The 18,280-nt window shown below is 73.4% G+C and carries 17 protein-coding genes; 6 read left to right on the forward strand and 11 right to left on the reverse strand.

From position 1 onward, the window contains the following. Window positions 1-25: 25 nt before the first annotated feature. The 8 genes from MID12_RS08255 to MID12_RS08290 all read right to left on the reverse strand — a co-directional run bounded on the left by MID12_RS08255 (window position 26) and on the right by MID12_RS08290 (window position 8,571). Window positions 26-1,492 carry an aldehyde dehydrogenase family protein gene (locus tag MID12_RS08255; protein WP_040248467.1) on the reverse strand — a complete coding sequence of 489 codons (1,467 nt, stop codon included), beginning with the start codon at window positions 1,490-1,492 and terminating at the stop codon, window positions 26-28. Window positions 1,493-1,798: 306 nt separating this feature from the next. Further along, window positions 1,799-3,082, reverse strand: coding sequence for an RNA polymerase sigma factor (locus tag MID12_RS08260; protein ID WP_411576923.1), 1,284 nt, complete (start codon window positions 3,080-3,082; stop codon window positions 1,799-1,801). 301 nt (window positions 3,083-3,383) lie between these two features. Then, entirely contained in the window at window positions 3,384-3,803 is a 420-nt protein-coding gene (locus MID12_RS08265) for a YciI family protein (RefSeq protein WP_263165717.1), read from the reverse strand. Window positions 3,804-4,013: 210 nt separating this feature from the next. After that, on the reverse strand, window positions 4,014-4,379 hold the full coding sequence (locus MID12_RS08270; protein ID WP_263165719.1) for a hypothetical protein: 366 nt from the start codon (window positions 4,377-4,379) through the stop codon (window positions 4,014-4,016). A 65-nt stretch (window positions 4,380-4,444) separates the two neighbouring features. Further along, the gene (locus tag MID12_RS08275; protein WP_263165720.1) at window positions 4,445-5,059 is read right to left on the reverse strand and encodes a GNAT family N-acetyltransferase; all 615 of its coding nucleotides are present in this window, start codon (window positions 5,057-5,059) and stop codon (window positions 4,445-4,447) included. A gap of 190 nt (window positions 5,060-5,249) precedes the next feature. After that, entirely contained in the window at window positions 5,250-5,429 is a 180-nt protein-coding gene (locus MID12_RS08280; RefSeq protein ID WP_263165722.1) for a hypothetical protein, read from the reverse strand. A 389-nt stretch (window positions 5,430-5,818) separates the two neighbouring features. Continuing rightward, a complete protein-coding gene (locus tag MID12_RS08285; RefSeq protein ID WP_263165724.1) occupies window positions 5,819-7,027 on the reverse strand; it encodes a family 2 encapsulin nanocompartment cargo protein polyprenyl transferase in 1,209 nt (402 codons plus the stop codon). Between the two features lie 140 nt (window positions 7,028-7,167). Further along, the gene (locus MID12_RS08290; protein ID WP_040248477.1) at window positions 7,168-8,571 is read right to left on the reverse strand and encodes a family 2B encapsulin nanocompartment shell protein; all 1,404 of its coding nucleotides are present in this window, start codon (window positions 8,569-8,571) and stop codon (window positions 7,168-7,170) included. A gap of 223 nt (window positions 8,572-8,794) precedes the next feature. On the opposite strand from MID12_RS08290, the gene MID12_RS08295 reads away from it, so the two are divergent. Next, a complete protein-coding gene (locus tag MID12_RS08295) occupies window positions 8,795-9,715 on the forward strand; it encodes a 1-aminocyclopropane-1-carboxylate deaminase/D-cysteine desulfhydrase (RefSeq protein WP_263165727.1) in 921 nt (306 codons plus the stop codon). 26 nt (window positions 9,716-9,741) lie between these two features. Here the strand turns inward: MID12_RS08295 and MID12_RS08300 are convergent, their stop codons facing one another. Further along, complete coding sequence (locus MID12_RS08300) at window positions 9,742-11,337, reverse strand: Na+/H+ antiporter (RefSeq protein ID WP_263165729.1); 1,596 nt, start codon at window positions 11,335-11,337, stop codon at window positions 9,742-9,744. Window positions 11,338-11,383: 46 nt separating this feature from the next. On the opposite strand from MID12_RS08300, the gene MID12_RS08305 reads away from it, so the two are divergent. The 3 genes from MID12_RS08305 to MID12_RS08315 all read left to right on the forward strand — a co-directional run bounded on the left by MID12_RS08305 (window position 11,384) and on the right by MID12_RS08315 (window position 13,411). Beyond that, window positions 11,384-11,644 (forward strand): UBP-type zinc finger domain-containing protein, encoded by a 261-nt coding sequence (locus tag MID12_RS08305; RefSeq protein WP_040248483.1) that lies wholly within the window; start codon window positions 11,384-11,386, stop codon window positions 11,642-11,644. Window positions 11,645-11,912: 268 nt separating this feature from the next. Continuing rightward, window positions 11,913-12,326, forward strand: a complete 414-nt coding sequence (locus tag MID12_RS08310; protein ID WP_040256602.1) for an anti-sigma regulatory factor — start codon at window positions 11,913-11,915, stop codon at window positions 12,324-12,326. Window positions 12,327-12,343: 17 nt separating this feature from the next. Then, window positions 12,344-13,411: an RNA polymerase sigma factor SigF gene (locus MID12_RS08315; RefSeq protein ID WP_397914521.1), complete on the forward strand. Its 1,068-nt coding sequence runs from the start codon at window positions 12,344-12,346 to the stop codon at window positions 13,409-13,411. A gap of 77 nt (window positions 13,412-13,488) precedes the next feature. Here the strand turns inward: MID12_RS08315 and MID12_RS08320 are convergent, their stop codons facing one another. Beyond that, complete coding sequence (locus tag MID12_RS08320) at window positions 13,489-13,983, reverse strand: hypothetical protein (RefSeq protein WP_263172982.1); 495 nt, start codon at window positions 13,981-13,983, stop codon at window positions 13,489-13,491. Window positions 13,984-14,258: 275 nt separating this feature from the next. Between MID12_RS08320 and MID12_RS08325 the strand changes: the two genes are divergently transcribed. Then, entirely contained in the window at window positions 14,259-15,227 is a 969-nt protein-coding gene (locus tag MID12_RS08325) for a diacylglycerol/lipid kinase family protein (RefSeq protein ID WP_263165732.1), read from the forward strand. A 317-nt stretch (window positions 15,228-15,544) separates the two neighbouring features. Continuing rightward, window positions 15,545-15,802, forward strand: coding sequence for a WhiB family transcriptional regulator (locus MID12_RS08330; protein WP_040248489.1), 258 nt, complete (start codon window positions 15,545-15,547; stop codon window positions 15,800-15,802). Between the two features lie 485 nt (window positions 15,803-16,287). Here the strand turns inward: MID12_RS08330 and MID12_RS08335 are convergent, their stop codons facing one another. Beyond that, complete coding sequence (locus tag MID12_RS08335; protein WP_040248490.1) at window positions 16,288-17,790, reverse strand: sensor histidine kinase; 1,503 nt, start codon at window positions 17,788-17,790, stop codon at window positions 16,288-16,290. Window positions 17,791-18,280: the final 490 nt, after the last annotated feature.

Below are 18,280 nucleotides of genomic sequence, written 5' to 3' on the forward strand. Positions count from 1 at the left end.
CGGCCTGTCCGCGGCCCGGCGGCGCTCAGCCCTTGAACCAGCCGGAGGGCGCCGGGTGGAGGTTCTGGTAGATGTGCTTGGCCTCCTGGTACTCGCGCAGCCCGGTCGGGCCCAGCTCGCGGCCCACCCCCGAGCGGCCGAAGCCGCCCCACTCGGCCTGCGGGAGGTACGGGTGGAAGTCGTTGATCCAGACCGTGCCGTGCCGCAGCCGGTTCGCGACCCGCTGGGCGCGGCTGGCCTCGCTGGTCCACACGCCGCCCGCGAGTCCGTACCGGGTGTCGTTGGCCAGTGCGACCGCCTCGTCCTCGTCGTGGAAGCGCTCGACGGTCACCACCGGGCCGAAGACCTCCTCCTGCACGATCCGCATCGAGCGCTCGCAGTCCGCGTAGACGGTGGGCTGCAGGAAGAAGCCGCGGGCCAGCGCCGGGTCGTCCGGGCGGCGGCCGCCGGTGACCAGGCGCGCCCCGTCCTCGCGGGCGATCGCGAAGTAGGCCTCCACCTTGTCCCGGTGCTCGGCGGAGCTGAGCGGCCCGCTCTCGGTGGCCGGGTCCAGGCCGTCGCCGAGCCGGATCGCGGCGGCCCGTTCGGCGAGCGCCTCGACGAAGCGGTCGTGCAGGGTGTCCTGGACGAGCAGCCGGGAACCGGCCGAGCAGACCTGGCCCGAGTGCAGGAAGGAGGCGTCCAGGGCGAAGCCGAGGGCGGCGTCGAAGTCGGCGTCCGCGAAGACCAGGTTCGGGTTCTTGCCGCCGAGTTCCAGGGCGATGTTCTTCACGCCCTCCGCGGCGCTCGCCATGATCCGCCGCCCGGTGGCCAGGCCGCCGGTGAAGGAGACCAGGTCCACGTCCGGGTGGGCGGTCATCGCGGCGCCGGCGGTGGCCCCGGAGCCGAGGACCAGGTTGGCGACCCCGCGCGGGGCCCCGGCCTCCTCGATCAGGCGGATCAGGGCGAGGGTGCTCAGCGGGGTGGTCTCGCTCGGCTTGAGGACGAAGGTGTTGCCCGCCGCGAGCGCCGGTGCCACCTTCCAGGAGGCTTGCAGGAGCGGGTAGTTCCAGGGGGCGATGAGCGCGCAGACACCGATCGGCTCGTAGACGACCCGGCTCAGCACCCCGGGGCCGACGTCGACCACCCGGCCGCCGTCCTTGCCCGCGATCTCGGCGAAGTACCGGAAGGCCGCGGCCACGTCCTCGACGTCGATCCTCGCCTCGGTGAGCGTCTTGCCGGTGTCGAGCGTCTCGGTACGGGCGATGTCCTCCACGTCCCGCCGCAGCAGCTCGCTCACCCGGAACAGCACATCGGCCCGGCGCCGGACCGGGGCCCTGGCCCAGTCCTCCTCGCGGAAGGCGCGCGCGGCGGCCCGCACCGCCCGGTCGACGTCGGCGGCGTCCGCCTCGTCCACGGACCGGACGACCGAGGCGTCGAAAGGATTCACCACATCCCGTCGGCCGCCCGCCGCTGCCGGAACCCACTCGCCGTCGATGTACAGGTCAGCCATGCGCCGCTCTCCTCGCTCCCTCCCCCGCGCGGACCCCACGGGGAACGGAGACATCGTTCAGCCCCCGGGCCCCCGCACCCGGGGACGCACCGAAGGAGGGGCCCGGGCGCGGGGGAACGCAACCCCGTCGGGCTAGTCGCCGCGGGGCGGACAGGGGGGCGGGGCAGGGCGGATCTCAGGTGGGCGGGGGGCGGTGCTCAGGGGTCACGGGTGGGGGGCTCGGGCAAGCCGAGTGCGGGTCTCAGGTACCCCGAGTGCGGGGCTCAGGTACCCCGGGTGCGGTGCTCAGGCGCACGGGAGTGGAGCTCAGGCGCCCGGCGGCGGGTCGGTGGCGCGCGGTTCGGCGGTGGCGCGCGGCTCGGCGGCCGCGGGGTTCGTGTGCGGCGCGGGTGCCTCGGCCCCGGGCGGTCCGTGGGCCTCGCGCAGGCGGCGGGCGCGGGTGTGGAGGTAGCGCTTCTCCGGCAGGCTCAGGGTGATGCCGGCCGCGCGCTCGTAGGCCGCGCAGGCCTCCCGCCAGTCGCCGGCCTCTTCGAGCAGATGCGCCCGTACCGCGTCCGGCCGGTGGCTGCCCGCCAACTCCCCCGCCAGCGCCTCGACTTCGGCGAGCCCGGCCCGCGGACCGTGCACCTTGGCCACCGCGACCGCCCGGTTCAGGCGCTCCATCGGACCCGGCACCATCAGCACCAGGATCTCGTACAGCTCCAGGATCTCCCGCCAGTCCGTCTCCTCGGGGCCCGGCGCCTCGTCGTGCAGCGCGGCGATGGCGGCGCGCAGCTGGTACGGGCCCGGGTGGCGCCGCGAGAGCGCCTCGGTGACCAGGGCGACACCCTCGTCGATCGCGGGGCGGTCCCAGCTGCCGCGGTCCTGCTCGTCCAGCGGGATCAGTTCGCCGCCGGGGCCGCTGCGCGCGGCCCGGCGCGCGTCGGTGAGCAGCATCAGGGCGAGCAGACCGGCCACCTCGCCGTCCTCGGGCAGCAGCCGGTGCACGGTACGGGTCAGCCGGATCGCCTCCCCCGCGAGTTCGGCGCGTTGCAGTCCCGCGCCGGAGGAGGCCGTGTACCCCTCGTTGAAGATCAGGTAGAGGATCTTCAGTACGGCGGGCAGCCGCAGCCGCCAGCGGTCCGGGCGCCGGAAGCGCTGGCCGCGGAGCCGCTTCTTCGCCCTGCTGATCCGCTGGGCCACGGTGGCCTCGGGCACCAGCATCGCCCGGGCGATCTCGGCGGTGCTCAGTCCGCCGACCGCGCGCAGGGTGAGCGCGATCTGCGCGGGCGGGGGCAACTCCGGGTGGCAGCACAGGAAGAGCAGGGTGAGGGTGTCGTCCTCGGCGGCCACCCGGCTCAGCCCCGGCTCGGGCGCGGTGAACTCCTCGCGCGGGGTGAGGGCCGCCGCCCGCTCCTCGCGCAGCCGCCGCGACTGCTCGGCCCGCAGCATGTCGACAAGGCGACGCGAGGCCACCCGGATCAACCAGCCCCGCGGATTCTCCGGCACCCCCTGCGACGGCCACTGCCCCGCCGCCGCGAGCAGCGCCTCCTGCACCGCGTCCTCGGCCGAGTCGAAGTGCCCGTACCGCCGCACCAGCGCGCCGAGCACCTGCGGCGCGTGCCGCCGGAGCAGCTCCTCGGTACCGGGCTCCGCCGCGGCCCGCCGCCCCGGCCCGGCCTGCGCGGCGGACTGCCGGGCGGCCTCGACTTCATTGGCGGGGGCGGGAGTTCCGGAGGCGGGCGTCCCGGGTGCGGCAGCTCCCGGCGCGGAAGCCGCCGGTCCGGGCGTTCCGGGCTCGGGGTTCCCCGGTACGGGTGTGCCGGGCCCGCCAGTTCCAGGTGCGGGAGTCTCCGGTTCGGCGGCGGGTACCGCGGCGTCTCCCCGCGCCGCGGCATCCCTCGCGTACCGCTCAGGCGGCACTGTCGTCGGGGCCGGAGTCGATCGGCCTGATGTGCACCGGCGGGTTGGGGGCGCCCTCCGGCTGGGGGCAGTCGAGGACCCGGGCCGCGATCTCGGTCACCCGCTCGTAGCTCGCGCAGTCCAGGACCCAGTACCCGGCGAGCACCTCCTTCGTCTCGCCGTACGGCCCGTCGGTCACCACCAGCTCGCCGTTCTCGTCCTTGCCCACGGTGCGGGCGCGGGCGGGCTCGGTCAGGCCCTGGGCGTCGACGAGTTCGCCGGACTCGGCCAGCTCGTCGTTGAGCCGGCCCATGAAGGCGAACATCTCCTGCACCTGCTCCTCGTTCCACTCCGGGCTCGCGGCGGAACCCTTGCCCGCCATGGCCTCGTAGTCCGCCTGCGTACCCCGGACCATCACCAGGTACTTCATGATTCGCTCCTTCGTCCGGTCCGCCCCTTCCGGGCGGCTCTCACAGGGGACGTCGGAGCCGGTCCCGGTTCCTCGACAGCCCTCGGCGACTTTCTCGCGGAAATTTCCGGCGGACCGGATTCCGGAGGGTGCCGCGTCCTCTGCGTCGCCAGAATGCCGCCCCCGGTCGCCCTCGGCGGGCAGGCGGGGCGGGTGCCGTACGCCCGGTGCTCAGGGTGCCGGGGCCTCCGGGTCCTGGCCGCGCGGCCTCCCCTCGGCGCCTCCCGCGGCGGTGCCGGAACCCTCCGCGGGAGGGGGCTTCGGGCCGCGGGAGCCGGGGCGGTGGGCTCCGGGGTCGGGGTGTTCCCGGGCCTGGGTCCGGTGCGGGCGGTGGTACTTCGGGGGTTCCTCCGCGGGCGCCTCGGGGTCCGCATAGGCGCGGCACTCGGGATTGCGGCAGGGCCCCGGCCCCCAGACCGGCACATAGGCGCCGAGGGTCTTGCGGCGGTGCAGGGCGGTCTCCACCGGGTCCCCGCAATCGGGGCAGACCTGCTGCTCCCGTGGGTCACCGGCGGCACTGCTGCCTCTGCCGACCATGACCCCAGGATAGGTCCGCGCCCGCCGCCCGGCATCGGGGAGCGGACCCCGCACCAGCGGGACCCCTAAGGCTCCAGGGGTGCCGTGCTGCCGCGCGGCTCGCGCCACATGGGCCACATGTGCGGGCCCTCGGGCAGGTCGACGGTGCGGCCCAGGAAGGCGAAGCCGAGGCGTTCGTAGAGTCCGCGGCTGCGGGCGCTGCTGGCCTCCAGATAGGCGGGCAGTCCCTCGCGGTCGCAGCGCTCGAAGACATGCTGGATCAGGGCGGTGCCCAGTCCCTCGCCCTGGCGGTCCGGGGCGACCGCTATCAGCATCAGGTACTCGTGGGCGCGGTCGCTCGGGTGGACGGCCTCGGTGTGGCGGCCCACCAGCTCGACCCGCTCGTTCTCCGGGTCGACCGCCTGCCGCATCAGCGCGGGCCCGTCCTCCTCGCTCTCGTGCGCGCCCGCGGGTACGGACAGCCAGAGCGCGGCGGCCGATCCGTCCTCCGTCAGGTCGACATAGCCCTCGCTCAGCGCCACCTGGAGGAAGGCCCCCATGAGCAGGGGGTGCTTCGCGCGCCGTGCCTCCTGGCCGGGGAAGACCCAGCTGCTCACCGGGTCGTTTTGGAAGGCCTCGTCGAGGAGCCGGGTCACGGCCGCTCTGTCGGCCTCCCGCGCCCTCCGGATCGCCACACCCATGCCGCCCCGCCCTCCCACTCGACTCCGCCGTCGCGGACCGCGCCCTTCCGCGCGTCCGCAGCCTAAGTGATCCCCGCCGCGGAGGGACGCGCCTGCGCGGAGGTGACCGGTTCGCAGGGGGTACGCGGCCGGGGCCGCCCGTGTTCACCGGCGTACGGATGTGCTCGACTCGGCGCCTTGGGCGGCGCGTTCACCGCGGGTCTCGGCGGTACGGTCCCACCGCCCCGGCCTCGGTCGGGGACTGCCCGAAAGACCGCCGGAGCACCGTGACCGGACAGCTCATCAGGCCGACGGCGGACAGCCCGGTGAAGAGGGCGCCGCCGCAGGAGACCAGGAAGCCGGGGCGGCGCAGCAGCGCGAGGTCGAGCATCGGCTCCGGCTCCGGCTCCGGAGGGTCAGCAGCAGCGCGGCGAGGCCGAGCAGGGTGCCGGTCAGGGTCCAGGTCCGGGCGGTGGGTCCGGCGCCGAGGGAGCGGCCGGTGGGTTCGCATCGGCTGCTCACCCCGCTCGTGACGGACCGCTGAGGGGCGGGCGGCTGAGGGACGGACGGCTGAAGGGCGGGCGCCACCGGGGGCAACGGGGGCGCCCGCCCTTCCTCGCGTACGGCTCCTGTTCCTGTCCGCTCCTCTCCAGTTCCTCTCCGGCTCCTCCTTCCTCTCGCCGTGTGCTCCTTCTTCCGGATCGGCTGGTCGCCCTACCTCAACTCCGCCGGGGGCGGGCGCAGTTCACCGCTCCGGCCGTCCGCGCTGCGGGCCGCCCCTCAGGAGGTACGCCGGGTCACGAACTCCGCGAGGGCGAGCAGGCCGCCCGCGGCGACGGGGTCGGGGATGGCGCGGGACAGATGGCTCACCGCCCGCGACATGTGCTCGGCGGCCTGCTGCTGTGCCCAGTCCCGGCCGCCCGCGCGCTCCACCGCCGCGGCGGTCCGCTCCAGGTCGGCGCGTTCGGGCGGGCGGGCGTACAGCTCCGCGAGCTCCTCGGCGGCAGGGGTGCCCGAGGTGAGCGCGGCGACGACCGGCAGCGACTTCTTGCGCACCAGGAGGTCGGCCCCGGCGGGCTTGCCGGTGCGGCGCGGATCGCCCCAGATGCCGATCACATCGTCGATCAGCTGGAAGGCGAGGCCCGCCTCCCGCCCGAACTCGTCCAGCGCCTCGACGACTTCACCGTCCGCGCCCGCGTAGAGCGCGCCGAGGGCGCAGGAGCAGCCGAGCAGCGCCCCGGTCTTGGACTCCGCCATCTCCAGGCACTCGGTCAGGCTCACCTCGCGCGGCGGGCGGCTCTCCAGGGCGGTGTCGAGGTGCTGGCCCTCGCAGAGTTCGACCACACAGGCCGCGAGCCGCGCCGCGGCGGCCGCCGCGGCCGGATGCCGGTCCTCGGTCAGCAGCAGCTGGGCCTGGGCCTGGAGGGCGTCCCCGGCGAGGATGGCGTCCGCGTCGCCGAAGACCGTCCAGGCGGTGGCCCGGTGCCTGCGGGTGCGGTCGCGGTCCATCACATCGTCGTGGAGCAGCGTGAAGTTGTGCGTCAACTCCACGGCCACGGCCGGTCGCAGGGCGGCACCCCGCGGTGCCCGCAGCGCCTCGGCGGCGGTGAGCACCAGCGCCGGACGCACCGCCTTGCCCGCGTTGCCCGCCGCCGGGGTGCCGTCGGCGTGCTCCCAGCCGAAGTGGTACCGGGCGATACGGCACATCGCCCCCGGCAGGGCGTCCACCGCCCGGCGCAGCCCCGGGTCGACGCCCCGGCGGGCGCGCTCCAGGATCACCGCGGCGTCCTGGGGCTCGCCGGGCGCCTCGTGGCGGGCGGGGCCGCGGCCCGGGGGGATCTGTTCGTCGGGGGGCCGGGCCGGTTGCGGGATGCCCGGCGGGGCGGCGTCCCGGTCGTCCTTCCCGCCGCGCCGCCCGAAGCGCCGGGGCTGCCCGGTGGGCCACGGCCCCTGCTGGTTCTGGCTCTGGGCTCGTACGGCCTTGGTCATGGGCCCTCTCACTCGCTGCTCGACTTCCCTGCCCCGGCGGCCGGTTGGGGCCGGCGGCCGGGGGTGCGGGCGGGCGGCGCCCGGTGCCGCGCCCGCGCCCCGCGGGGCGGGAGGCGGCACCGGGCGGCGGAGACCCGCTGCTACCAGCGGCCGATCTCGACGTTCTCCAGGACGCCGAGGGCGTCCGGCACCAGGACGGCCGCCGAGTAGTAGGCCGTCACCAGGTAGGACATGACCGCGGACTCGTTGATGCCCATGAAGCGCACCGACAGGCTGGGCTCGATCTCGTCCGGGATGCCCGACTGCTGGAGGCCGACCACGCCCTGCTCGGCCTCGCCGGTACGCATGCAGATGATCGAGGTGGTCCGGGCCTCGCTCACCGGGATCTTGTTGCACGGGAAGATCGGCACCCCGCGCCAGGTGGGGATCCGGCTCCCTCCCATGTCGACGGTCTCGGGCACCAGGCCCCGCTTGTTGCACTCGCGGCCGAAGGCGGCGATGGCCCGCGGATGCGCGAGGAAGAGCTTGGAACCGCGCCGGCGGCTCAGCAGCTCGTCCATGTCGTCCGGGGTGGGCGCGCCGTCGTGCGGCTGGAGCCGCTGCTCGTACTCGCAGTTGTTGAGCAGCCCGAACTCGCGGTTGTTGATCAGCTCGTGCTCCTGGCGCTCCTTCAGGGCCTCGACGGTCAGCCGCAGCTGCTGCTCCGTCTGGTTCATGGGCTGGTTGTAGAGGTCGGCCACCCTGGTGTGGATCCGCAGGACGGTCTGCGCGACGCTCAGTTCGTACTCGCGGGGCGCGGCCTCGTAGTCGACGAAGGTGCCCGGCAGCTCCGCCTCCCCGGTGTGGCCCGCGGAGAGGTCGATCTGCTTCTCGCCGTACTTGTTGGTGCGCTGCGCCGGAATGGAGCGCAGCTGCTGGAGGTGGGTGCGCAGCGACTCCGCCCGCTCGGCGACCTGTTCGAGGTCCCGGCGCGGCAGCGTGAGCACGGTGCACGCGGTGGCCGCCCTGGCCGTGTACTCCCAGATGGCGTCCGGGTCGAGCAGGGCGTGGTCGCCGAAGTAGGCGCCGTCGGCGAGGACGCCGAGGACCGCGTCGTCGCCGTAGGGACCGGTGCCGACCTTCTCGACCCTGCCGTGCGCGAGGAGGAAGACCTCGTCGGCCGGGCTGCCGAACGAGGAGAGGACCTCCCCCGCCGCGAACTCGCGCTGCTGGCAGCGCTGCGCGAGCCTCTCCAGCACCTCCTGGTCCTCGAAGCCCCGCAGCAGCGGGAGTTCGCCCAGTTCCGCGGGGACGACCTCCACCCGGTCCGCGGTCTTCACAAAGGTCACCCGGCCGTCGCCGACCGAATAACTCAGTCGCCGGTTCACGCGATACGTACCGCCCTGCACGTTCACCCACGGCAGCGTGTGCAGCAGCCAGCGTGAGCTGATCTCCTGCATCTGCGGCGCGGACTTCGTGGTGGTGGCCAGATTCCGCGCGGCCGATGTACCGAGACTCTGCTGCGGCTTGGTCTGTTCCGCGCGGAGCTCTTCGCCTACCGACATGTAAATTGCCCTCCCGATCATGCGCTGACCTGCAGGGGCAACCCTTCCACCACGGAACGTACCGGCGCCATTACACAAAAGAGCGGGATTGAATCAACCGCGACACGGGCATCATGGGTTTCCGTTCCGCAACAGTGCGGCCGCCGCCCAGCCGCCCCGCGGTCCGCGCCCCGGCCGCCGGGCCCGCGCGCCGCCCCCGCGCCCCCGGCGCGACAATGGGCGGGTGCTCCCCCTCGACACCGCCCCGCGCCCCCGGCTCCCCTCCCCGCTGGTGGCCGCGGAGGACGAGCGCTTCGCCCGGCACGGCGTACGGCTGCTGCTCAAGCGGGACGACCTGGTCCACCCCGCGCTCGTGGGCAATAAGTGGCGCAAACTCGCCCCCAATCTGCGGGCCGCGGCCGGTCGCCCCTTGCTCACCTTCGGCGGCGCCTACTCCCACCATCTGCGCGCCACCGCCACCGCGGGACGGCTGCTCGGCCTCGCCACCACCGGGGTGGTACGGGGCCACGAACTCGCCGGGCGCCCGCTCAACGACACGCTGCGGGCCTGCGCGGCCGACGGGATGCGGCTGCACTTCGTCGACAGGGCGACGTATCGGCACAAGACCGAACCGGAGACGCTCGCCCGCATCCTGCGCGAGACCGGCGGCGAGGGCTCCTACCTCGTCCCGGAGGGCGGCAGCAACGCGCTCGCGGTACGCGGCTGCCGGGACCTCGGCGCCGAACTGGCGGGCGCGGCCGAGGTGGTGGCGGTGGCCTGCGGGACCGGCGGCACCCTCGCGGGCCTCGCCGCGGGACTGGCCCCGGGGCAGCGCGCGCTGGGCATCCCGGTGGTCGGCGGCGGCTTCCTGGAGGGCGAGATCGAGACACTCCAGCGGTCCGCCTTCGGGGGCCGCCGGGGGAGCTGGACCCTCGACGACCGCTTCCACTTCGGCGGCTACGCGCGCACCCCGCCCGAACTCCTGTCCTTCGCCGAGGACTTCGGCGCCCGGCACGCCCTGCCGGTGGAACCTCTCTATGTCGCCAAGATGCTCTACGGACTCCTGGCGCTGACCGAGGAGGGCGCCTTCGCCCCGGGCACCACCCTCGCGGCGGTGATCACCGGCCGTCCGCCGAACGCGCCCCCGCCAGGAGCGACCTCCTAAGCCTCGCCCTCGCCCTAGGCCTAGTCCTAGTCCTCGGCCTCCCGGTAGGCCGCCGCCTCCTCCAGGTCCAGGCGCCGCAGCAGGGTGCGCAGCATCTCGTCGTCGATGTAGCGGCCGTCGCGCAGCTTCACGAAGACCTCCCGCTCGGACTCGATCATGGCGCGGGCCAGGCGCCGGTAGGTCTCGTCCGCGCTCTCGCCGGTCACCGGGTTCACGGCGCCGAGCCGCTCCCAGACGGCGTTGCGGCGGCGCTCCAGGACGGTGCGCAGGCGCTCGGCGAGCGGGGCGGGCAGCTGGTTGCGCTCGTCCGCGAGGAGGGCGTCCAGCCGCTGCTCCGCCGCCCTGGACGCCTGGGCCTGGGCCTGCGCCTCGGCCAGGGTCTCCTGGCGCCGGTCCCGGCCGGGCAGTCGCAGCAGCCGGATCAGCGCGGGCAGGCTCAGGCCCTGGACGACCAGGGTGCCGATGACGGTGGTGAAGGTGAGGAAGAGCACCAGATTGCGGGCCGGGAAGTCCTCGCCGTCGTCCAGGGTCAGCGGGACGGAGAAGGCGATGGCGAGCGAGACCACGCCGCGCATCCCGGCCCAGGCGATCACGAAGGCGCCCTGCGGGGTGGGGTCCTCCTCGCGGTCCCGCACCCGCCGGGACAGGCGCGGCAGATAGGCCGCCGGATAGACCCAGACGAAGCGCGCCGCCACGACCACCAGGAAGAGCGCGAGCGCGTACCAGAGGGCCTCCCCGGCCCCGTACGCCCCCAAGTCCTCGAGTACGACCGGGAGTTGGAGGCCGATGAGGGCGAAGACGGAGGACTCCAGGATGAAGGCGACCATCTTCCAGACCGCGGCCTCCTGGAGCCGGGTCGCGAAGTCGACCTGCCAGGCGCGGTGGCCGAGGTAGAGGGCGACGACGACCACCGCGAGCACCCCCGAGGCGTGCACCCGCTCGGCGACCGCGTAGGCCACGAAGGGGATGAGCAGCGAGAGGGTGTTCTGCAGCAGGGCCTCGGTCAGCCGGGTGCGCAGCCAGTGCAGCGGGACCATCAGGAGCAGCCCGATCCCGACGCCGCCGACCGCGGCGAGCAGGAACTCGCCGATGCCGCCGGCCCAGCTGGCCCCCTCGCCGACCGCCGCGGCGAGGGCGACCTTGAAGGCGGTGATCGCGGTGGCGTCGTTCACCAGCGACTCGCCCTGGAGGATCGTGGTGATCCGCGAGGGCAGCCCGGCCCGGCGGGCGACCGCGGTCGCGGCGACCGCGTCCGGCGGTGCCACCACGGCGCCGAGGACCAGCGCCGCGGTGAGCGGCAGATCCGGGACGAGGAGGTAGGCGGCCCAGCCCACGACCAGCGTCGCGAAGAGCACGTAGCCGACCGAGAGCAGGGCCACCGGCCGCAGTTGGGCCCGCAGGTCGAGATAGGAGCTGTCGCTCGCCGCCGTGTACAGCAGCGGCGGCAGCACCAGCGGCAGGATCACCTCGGGGTCGAGGGTGTACTCCGGGACGCCGGGCAGGTACGAGACGGCGAGCCCGGCCGCGACGAGCACCAGCGGCGCGGAGACGCGGGTGCGGCGGGCGGCCCCGGCCACCGCCGCGCTGCCCGCGACCAGGAAGAGGACTGGCAGGGCGTCCATGGCTGTTGACCGGCTCCTCTCGGCGGGGCGTCGTACGGTGGACATCATGAACGAGTGCTCGCACATCGACGCGCTGCCGCACCCCGAACCCGAGGCGCTGGGCGAAACCTGCCGGGAGTGCGCCGAGGCGGGCACCCACCCGGTCCAGCTGCGCAAGTGCCTGTCCTGCGGGCACATCGGCTGCTGCGACTCCTCACCGCTGCGGCACGCCTCCGCGCACGCCCGCGAGAGCGGCCACCCGGTGATGCGCAGCTTCGAGGAGGGCGAGGACTGGCGCTGGTGCTTTACGGACAACGTCCTCGTCTGAAGCGGCGGGAAGCACCTTGTGGGGGCGCGTGAAGATTCACCGCGCCGTGGTGTGGGTACGTCAATCCGGCGCATGCGCTTCGTATTTGGCCCCGCACACCCCTAGCCACTGTGTGTACTCATTGACTTACCATGAGTGACAGAACGGGCCGGGGTCCGCGGGACAGAGCAGTCGGGATCGCGATAGCGTCACCGCTGCACCACGTATCGCATCAGCCGGGAGGAGACTCCCGGTCCCCGGATGATCTTGTACCACCTTGGAGGTGAGGGTGTCCCAGATCGCAGGCGAGCCCGCGACCCAGGACTTCGTCGAAGTCCGGCTGCCGGCTGAGGGTGCCTACCTGTCGGTGCTGCGGACGGCGACCGCCGGCCTCGCAGCGCGTTTGGACTTCACCCTCGACGAGATCGAGGACCTGCGTATCGCCGTGGACGAGGCCTGCGCGATCCTGCTCCAGCAGGCCGTGGAGGGTTCGGTCCTCAGCTGCGTCTTCCGGCTCGTGGACGACTCGCTCGAAGTCACCGTCTCCGCGCCGACCACCGACGGACGGGCCCCGGAGCGGGACACCTTCGCCTGGACCGTGCTCTCGGCACTGGCGGGCAAGGTCGACTCCTCGGTGGCGGAGGACAACACCGTTTCGATCAGCCTCTACAAACAGCGCGGCGCGGGAGTCGCACCGGCGTGAGGAACGGGGACGGGCCTGTGCGCGACGACGAGCACGGCACACGAGGGCAGCCCGCGGGCGGCCACGGCGGCCAGGACGGGACCGAGGGCCGCGGCGGGACGCGGCGCGGTCCGCGCGGCATCCCCGAGCAGCAGGCCCGGCCGCACCCGGAGGGCCACTCCCCGGAGGCGACCGGGGAGCTGCGGGAGGGACAGGGCGGCACGGGCGGGTCGGCCCCCGGCAAGGCGACGGGGGCGCCTCCCGGCGACGGCCGGGAAAGGGCGGGAAGCATGAACGAGCACGAGCGGCACGGCGGCCGGTCGCCCCGGCAGGGCCGGACGGCGCACGATCCGCACGACCGCAGCGGTGCGCGGGATCTGTTCATAGAGCTGCGCACGCTCTCCGACACCACCCCCGAGTACGCGGAACTGCGCAACCGCCTGGTGCGCATGCACCTGCCGCTGGTGGAGCATCTCGCCCGCCGCTTCCGCAACCGCGGCGAGCCGCTCGACGATCTGACCCAGGTCGCCACCATCGGCCTGATCAAGTCCGTGGACCGCTTCGACCCGGAGCGCGGGGTGGAGTTCTCCACCTACGCGACCCCGACGGTGGTCGGCGAGATCAAGCGGCACTTCCGCGACAAGGGCTGGGCGGTACGCGTCCCGAGGCGGCTCCAGGAGCTGCGGCTCTCGCTGACCACGGCCACCGCGGAGCTGTCCCAGATGCACGGCCGCTCCCCCACCGTGCACGAGCTGGCGGAGAAGCTCGCCATCTCCGAGGAGGAGGTCCTGGAGGGGCTCGAATCGGCCAACGCCTATTCGACGCTCTCCCTGGACGTGCCCGACACCGACGACGAGTCGCCCGCGGTGGCGGACACCCTCGGCGCGGAGGACGAGGCCCTGGAGGGCGTCGAGTACCGCGAGTCCCTCAAGCCGCTCCTGGAGGACCTGCCGCCCCGCGAGAAGCGCATCCTGCTGCTGCGGTTCTTCGGCAACATGACCCAGTCGCAGATCGCCCAGGAGGTCGGCATCTCGCAGATGCACGTCTCCCGGCTGCTCGCCCGCACCCTCGCGCAACTGCGGGAGAAGCTCCTCGTCGAGGAGTAGCCGCGCGGCGCGCTGCGCAACCGTTTCGGCCCGGGCCCCGCATCGCGGGAACCCGGGCCGAGTCGTGTCCGGTGGGCTCAGTCGCCGTCGCGCTTCCCGTCCCCGGCCTCGCCCTCGGGGGCCTGGCCGGGGCCACGGATGCCGAGGGCGCGGGTGGTGTCGGCGTGGACGAGCAGCACGAGCACAGCGACCGCGGCCACCGCGAGCGCGATACCGCCGGGGATCGTCGCGCTGTCCGCCTGGAGCAGCGTCCAGGCCACCGGCAGCGCCATGATCTGGGTGATGATCGCCGGGCCCCGGCTCCAGCTGCGCCGCCGCAGCAGCCCCCGGGCCGCGATCAGCGGCAGCAGGGCGAGCACGATCAGGGTGACGCCGCCGGTGGCCGCCTGGGAGCGGTCCTCGGGGTCGCCGGTCAGTCCGCGTACGAGCAGATAGACGCCGCCGACGAGGAGCGCGAGCCCCTCCAGGGCGGCGAGCACGGCGGCGGCGGTCAGGCGGCCGGGGCGGGGTCCCTCGGCCTCGGTGTCCGCCGCGCTCCCGGCCGGGGTGTCCGCGGCCCGCGCCGCGGGCACGGTGCTCTTCGCGGCCGACGCGTCCTTCGCGGCCGTCGCCTCCGCGGTGCTCCTCGCCGTGCTCTTCGGGCCCTGTGCCGCCTTGGCGGTGGCCTTCGGGCCCGGCGCGCTCCGCTCCTGCCGCGTGCGCTTCGCGGCCGGCGCGGCGGCGGGTTTCGCGGCGGGGCGGGCGGCGGGTTTCGGCTTCTTGCTCACCCCAGCAGGGTAACCGCGGCCCTCCCCGGGGCCCCACCTCGGTGCAGAGCGGGTACCCCCGAGTAGGTACGCTGCATGACATGCGTGCCCTTCTCGTCGCCAACCCGGCAGCCACCACCACGAGTGCGCGCACCCGTGACGTCCTCATCCACGCGCTGGCGAGCGAGATGAAGCTCGACGCCGTCACCACCGAGTACCGCGGCCACGCCTGGGATCTCGGGCGGCAGGCGGCCGAGAGCGGTGAGGTCGACCTGGTGGTCGCGCTCGGCGGCGACGGCACCGTCAACGAGGTCGTCAACGGACTGCTCCACGAGGGCCCCGACCCGGAGCGGCTGCCCCGGCTCGCGGTGGTGCCCGGCGGTTCCACCAACGTCTTCGCGCGGGCGCTCGGCCTGCCCAACGACGCGGTCGAGTCCACGGGTGCGCTGCTCCAGGCCCTGCGCGAGGGGAGCGAGCGCACGGTCGGACTCGGCCTCGCCTCCGGTACGCCCGGCACCGCCGACGAGTCGGTCCCGGCGCGCTGGTTCACCTTCTGCGCGGGCCTCGGCTTCGACGCGGGGGTCATCGGCCGGGTCGAGCAGCAGCGCGAGCGCGGCCGGAAGTCGACCCACGCGCTCTATCTCCGCCAGGCGTTGCGGCAGTTCTTCGACGACGAGCACCGCCGCAACGGCACCATCACCCTGGAGCGGCCCGGCGAGGAGCCGGTGGCGGACCTGGCGATGTCCATCGTCTGCAACACCTCGCCCTGGACCTTCCTGGGCAACCGCCCCGTCTACGCGCTGCCCGGGGCCTCCTTCGACGACGCCCTGGACGTCCTCGGCCTGCGCAGACTCTCCACCGTGGGCGTGACCCGCCTTGCCACGCAATTGCTCACTTCGTCCCCCGAGCGCGGGCCGCACGGCAAGCAGGTCGTCTCGGCCCACGATCTGACGGCCTTCACCTTGCATTCGAAGGTACCGCTGCCCCTTCAGATGGACGGAGACCACCTGGGGCTGCGAACCAGCGTGACGTTCACAGGCGTACGCCGTGCACTGCGTGTGATTGTGTGACTGGAAGAGACCAAACTCCTTTCAGTCGAACGTTTAGGCCAGGATCCACCCCATAGAAGTACGGCTGTGACTGAGCCGACACCGAGGAATCAAAAAAAACTTTCCGGAAGGGGTTGTATCCGCCGCCGAGGTTTGCGAATCTCTACATGGCGCTCGGGACGGCCCGCAACATCGGCCCCACAGAGAGCCGGAACCCCTCCTCAAAACACAGGACCCCACCGGTTCATCCGGCGGTCGGCCCTTCCCTTGTCGAGGGATTCGTGAAAGCGTTCACATTCACAAGCAACCCGCACGTAATACCAAGAGAGGTAGCAGCCATGGACTGGCGTCACAACGCCGTTTGCCGCGAGGAAGACCCCGAGCTGTTCTTCCCCATCGGCAACACCGGTCCTGCGCTGCTGCAGATCGAGGAAGCCAAGGCCGTCTGCCGTCGCTGCCCGGTTGTGGAGCAGTGTCTGCAGTGGGCGCTCGAGTCCGGCCAGGACTCCGGCGTCTGGGGTGGCCTCAGCGAGGACGAGCGCCGCGCAATGAAGCGTCGCGCCGCCCGCAACCGGGCGCGCCAGGCCAGCGCCTGACGCCCACGCCCCTACGAGCCCGGGCCAGGCGACGCGTACAGCGAGTACGCCTCATCCGCCCCCGAGTCGCAGCGCGCAGAACCTCCGATGCGCCCTTTGGCAATCGCCCGGCGATGCCGTAGAGCACTAGGCACAGCGAGCCCCGGACCAGATCTGGTCCGGGGCTCGCTGTCGTGTACGCACTCCCCCGCCGCGCACCCCGCCCGGCGGTCCGGCCCCGTCAACTGCCGTCCCCCGTAAGGGAGAAGACCGGCCCGGATCTCTGTACGCGTTCACCCGGCGGCCGGGTGTCCGATCCCGCTCCGGCCGGCCCGGCGCCTCCGCCGATCCCTTCGGCCCGGGTGAATTCCCCGAACCCTCGTGCACTTTCTGTGAACGTCTCTGTGTATTCCGTGCAACTCCCGTACGGGGAAATGGTGTTCGGTACCGGGAGCGGCCAATCCCGCGCTGGGGCAGAGGAATGGGAAAGTGGTCCCGCTCACCCGCTACTTGGTGGCGGGAACGGGGATGTCGAGGATGACCCGCGTTCCCCGCCCGGGTGCCTTCACCATGTCGAAGGAGCCGCCGAGTTCGCCCTCCACCAGGGTGCGGACGATCTGCAGGCCGAGGTTGCCCGCGCTGTGCGGGTCGAAGCCCTCGGGCAGGCCCACCCCGTCGTCCTGCACGGTCACCAGGAGGCGGGCCGGGCTCCGGCCGCCCGGGGACTCGGTGGCGGGCACGGGGGCGCTGCGGACCGCGGAGACCTCCACGGTGCCCTGCTCGCCGGGGCCGTAGCCGTGCTCCAGGGCGTTCTGCAGGATCTCGGTGAGCACCATGGAGAGCGGGGTGGCCACCTCGGCGTCCAGGATGCCGAAGCGCCCGGTGCGGCGGCCGGTGACCTTGCCGGGGGCGATCTCGGCCACCATCGCGAGCACCCGGTCGGCGATGTCGTCGAACTCCACCCGCTCGTCGAGGTTCTGCGAGAGGGTCTCGTGGACGATGGCGATGGAGCCCACCCGGCGCACCGCCTCGTTCAGCGCCTCCCGGCCCTGCGCGGAGTCCATCCGCCGGGACTGGAGCCGCAGCAGCGCGGCCACGGTCTGGAGGTTGTTCTTCACCCGGTGGTGGATCTCCCGGATGGTGGCGTCCTTGGTGATCAACTCCCGTTCGCGGCGGCGCAGTTCGGTGACATCGCGCAGCAGTACGAGGGAGCCGATCCGGGGGCCCTTGGGCTTGAGCGGGATGGCGCGCAGCTGGATGACGCCCTCGTCCCCCTCGATCTCGAACTCGCGCGGCGCCCAGCCGCTGGCCACCTTGGACAGGGCCTCGTCCACCGGGCCGCGCGAGGGCGCCAACTCGGCGGAGGTGGTGCCGAGATGGTGCCCGACCAGGTCGGCGGCGAGGCCGAGCCGGTGGTAGGCGGAGAGGGCGTTCGGGGAGGCGTACTGGACGTAGCCGTCCGCGTCCAGGCGGATCAGTCCGTCGCCGACCCGGGGCGCGGCGTCCATGTCGACCTGCTGGCCCGGGAAGGGGAACGATCCTGCGGCGATCATCTGCGCGAGGTCGGAGGCGCTCTGCAGATAGGTCAGTTCGAGCCGGGAGGGGGTGCGCACGGTGAGGAGGTTGGTGTTGCGGGCGATCACGCCGAGCACCCGGCCCTCCCGGCGCACCGGGATCGACTCGACCCGTACCGGGACCTCCTCGCGCCACTCCGGGTCGCCCTCGCGCACGATGCGGCCCTCGTCCAGGGCGGCGTCCAGCATCGGCCGCCGGCCGCGCGGCACCAGGTGGCCGACCATGTCGTCCTGGTACGAGGTGGGGCCGGTGTTGGGCCGCATCTGCGCGACGGAGACGAAGCGGGTGCCGTCCCGGGTGGGGATCCACAGCACCAGGTCGGCGAAGGAGAGGTCGGACAACAGCTGCCACTCCGAGACCAGCAGATGCAGCCACTCGAGGTCGGCGCCGTCGAGCGAGGAGTGCTGGCGTACGAGGTCGTTCAAGGAGGGCACAGAGGGAGGGTACCCGCAGGTGGCGGTGGAGCAGTCGCCGTACGGGCCCCGGAGACACCCGCGGGCCGCGGCGCCTGAGAGGGACCCTCAGCCCTCCCGGCACCGCAGCCCGGAGTTGCATCGGCGCGCGGATGTGCGGTCCGGGCCGAATGAGGAGCCGGGCAGTCAGGGCAGAGAGACCGGTTCCCCATCCGTCCTTCTGTGCGGGAAGGACGGAGACTTTACCTGAGCATTGTGGACTAGACCACTAGGCGCTGTCCACGGGTCTGCAGCTGTTTGTCGTTTTCTCTCCGGCGGTCCCCGGCAGCCGCTCCCGGGGTGGACCCGGACCTCGGCTCCGTACGACCGCCGCGCGCGGCACCCGGAGGCGCGCGCTCCGCCGCAACTCTAGCGCTCCCGCGCCGGAAATAGGGGTGGTACGGCTCTTTGATCCGTGCAAGGGGTGCCCCGCCCGGTCCGCGGCGGCGGCCCGCGATCCGGAGGCTGTCCG

Origin of the sequence: Streptomyces sp. SCSIO ZS0520 (genome assembly GCF_025643355.1) — a bacterium.
GTDB lineage: Bacteria > Actinomycetota > Actinomycetes > Streptomycetales > Streptomycetaceae > Streptomyces > Streptomyces physcomitrii.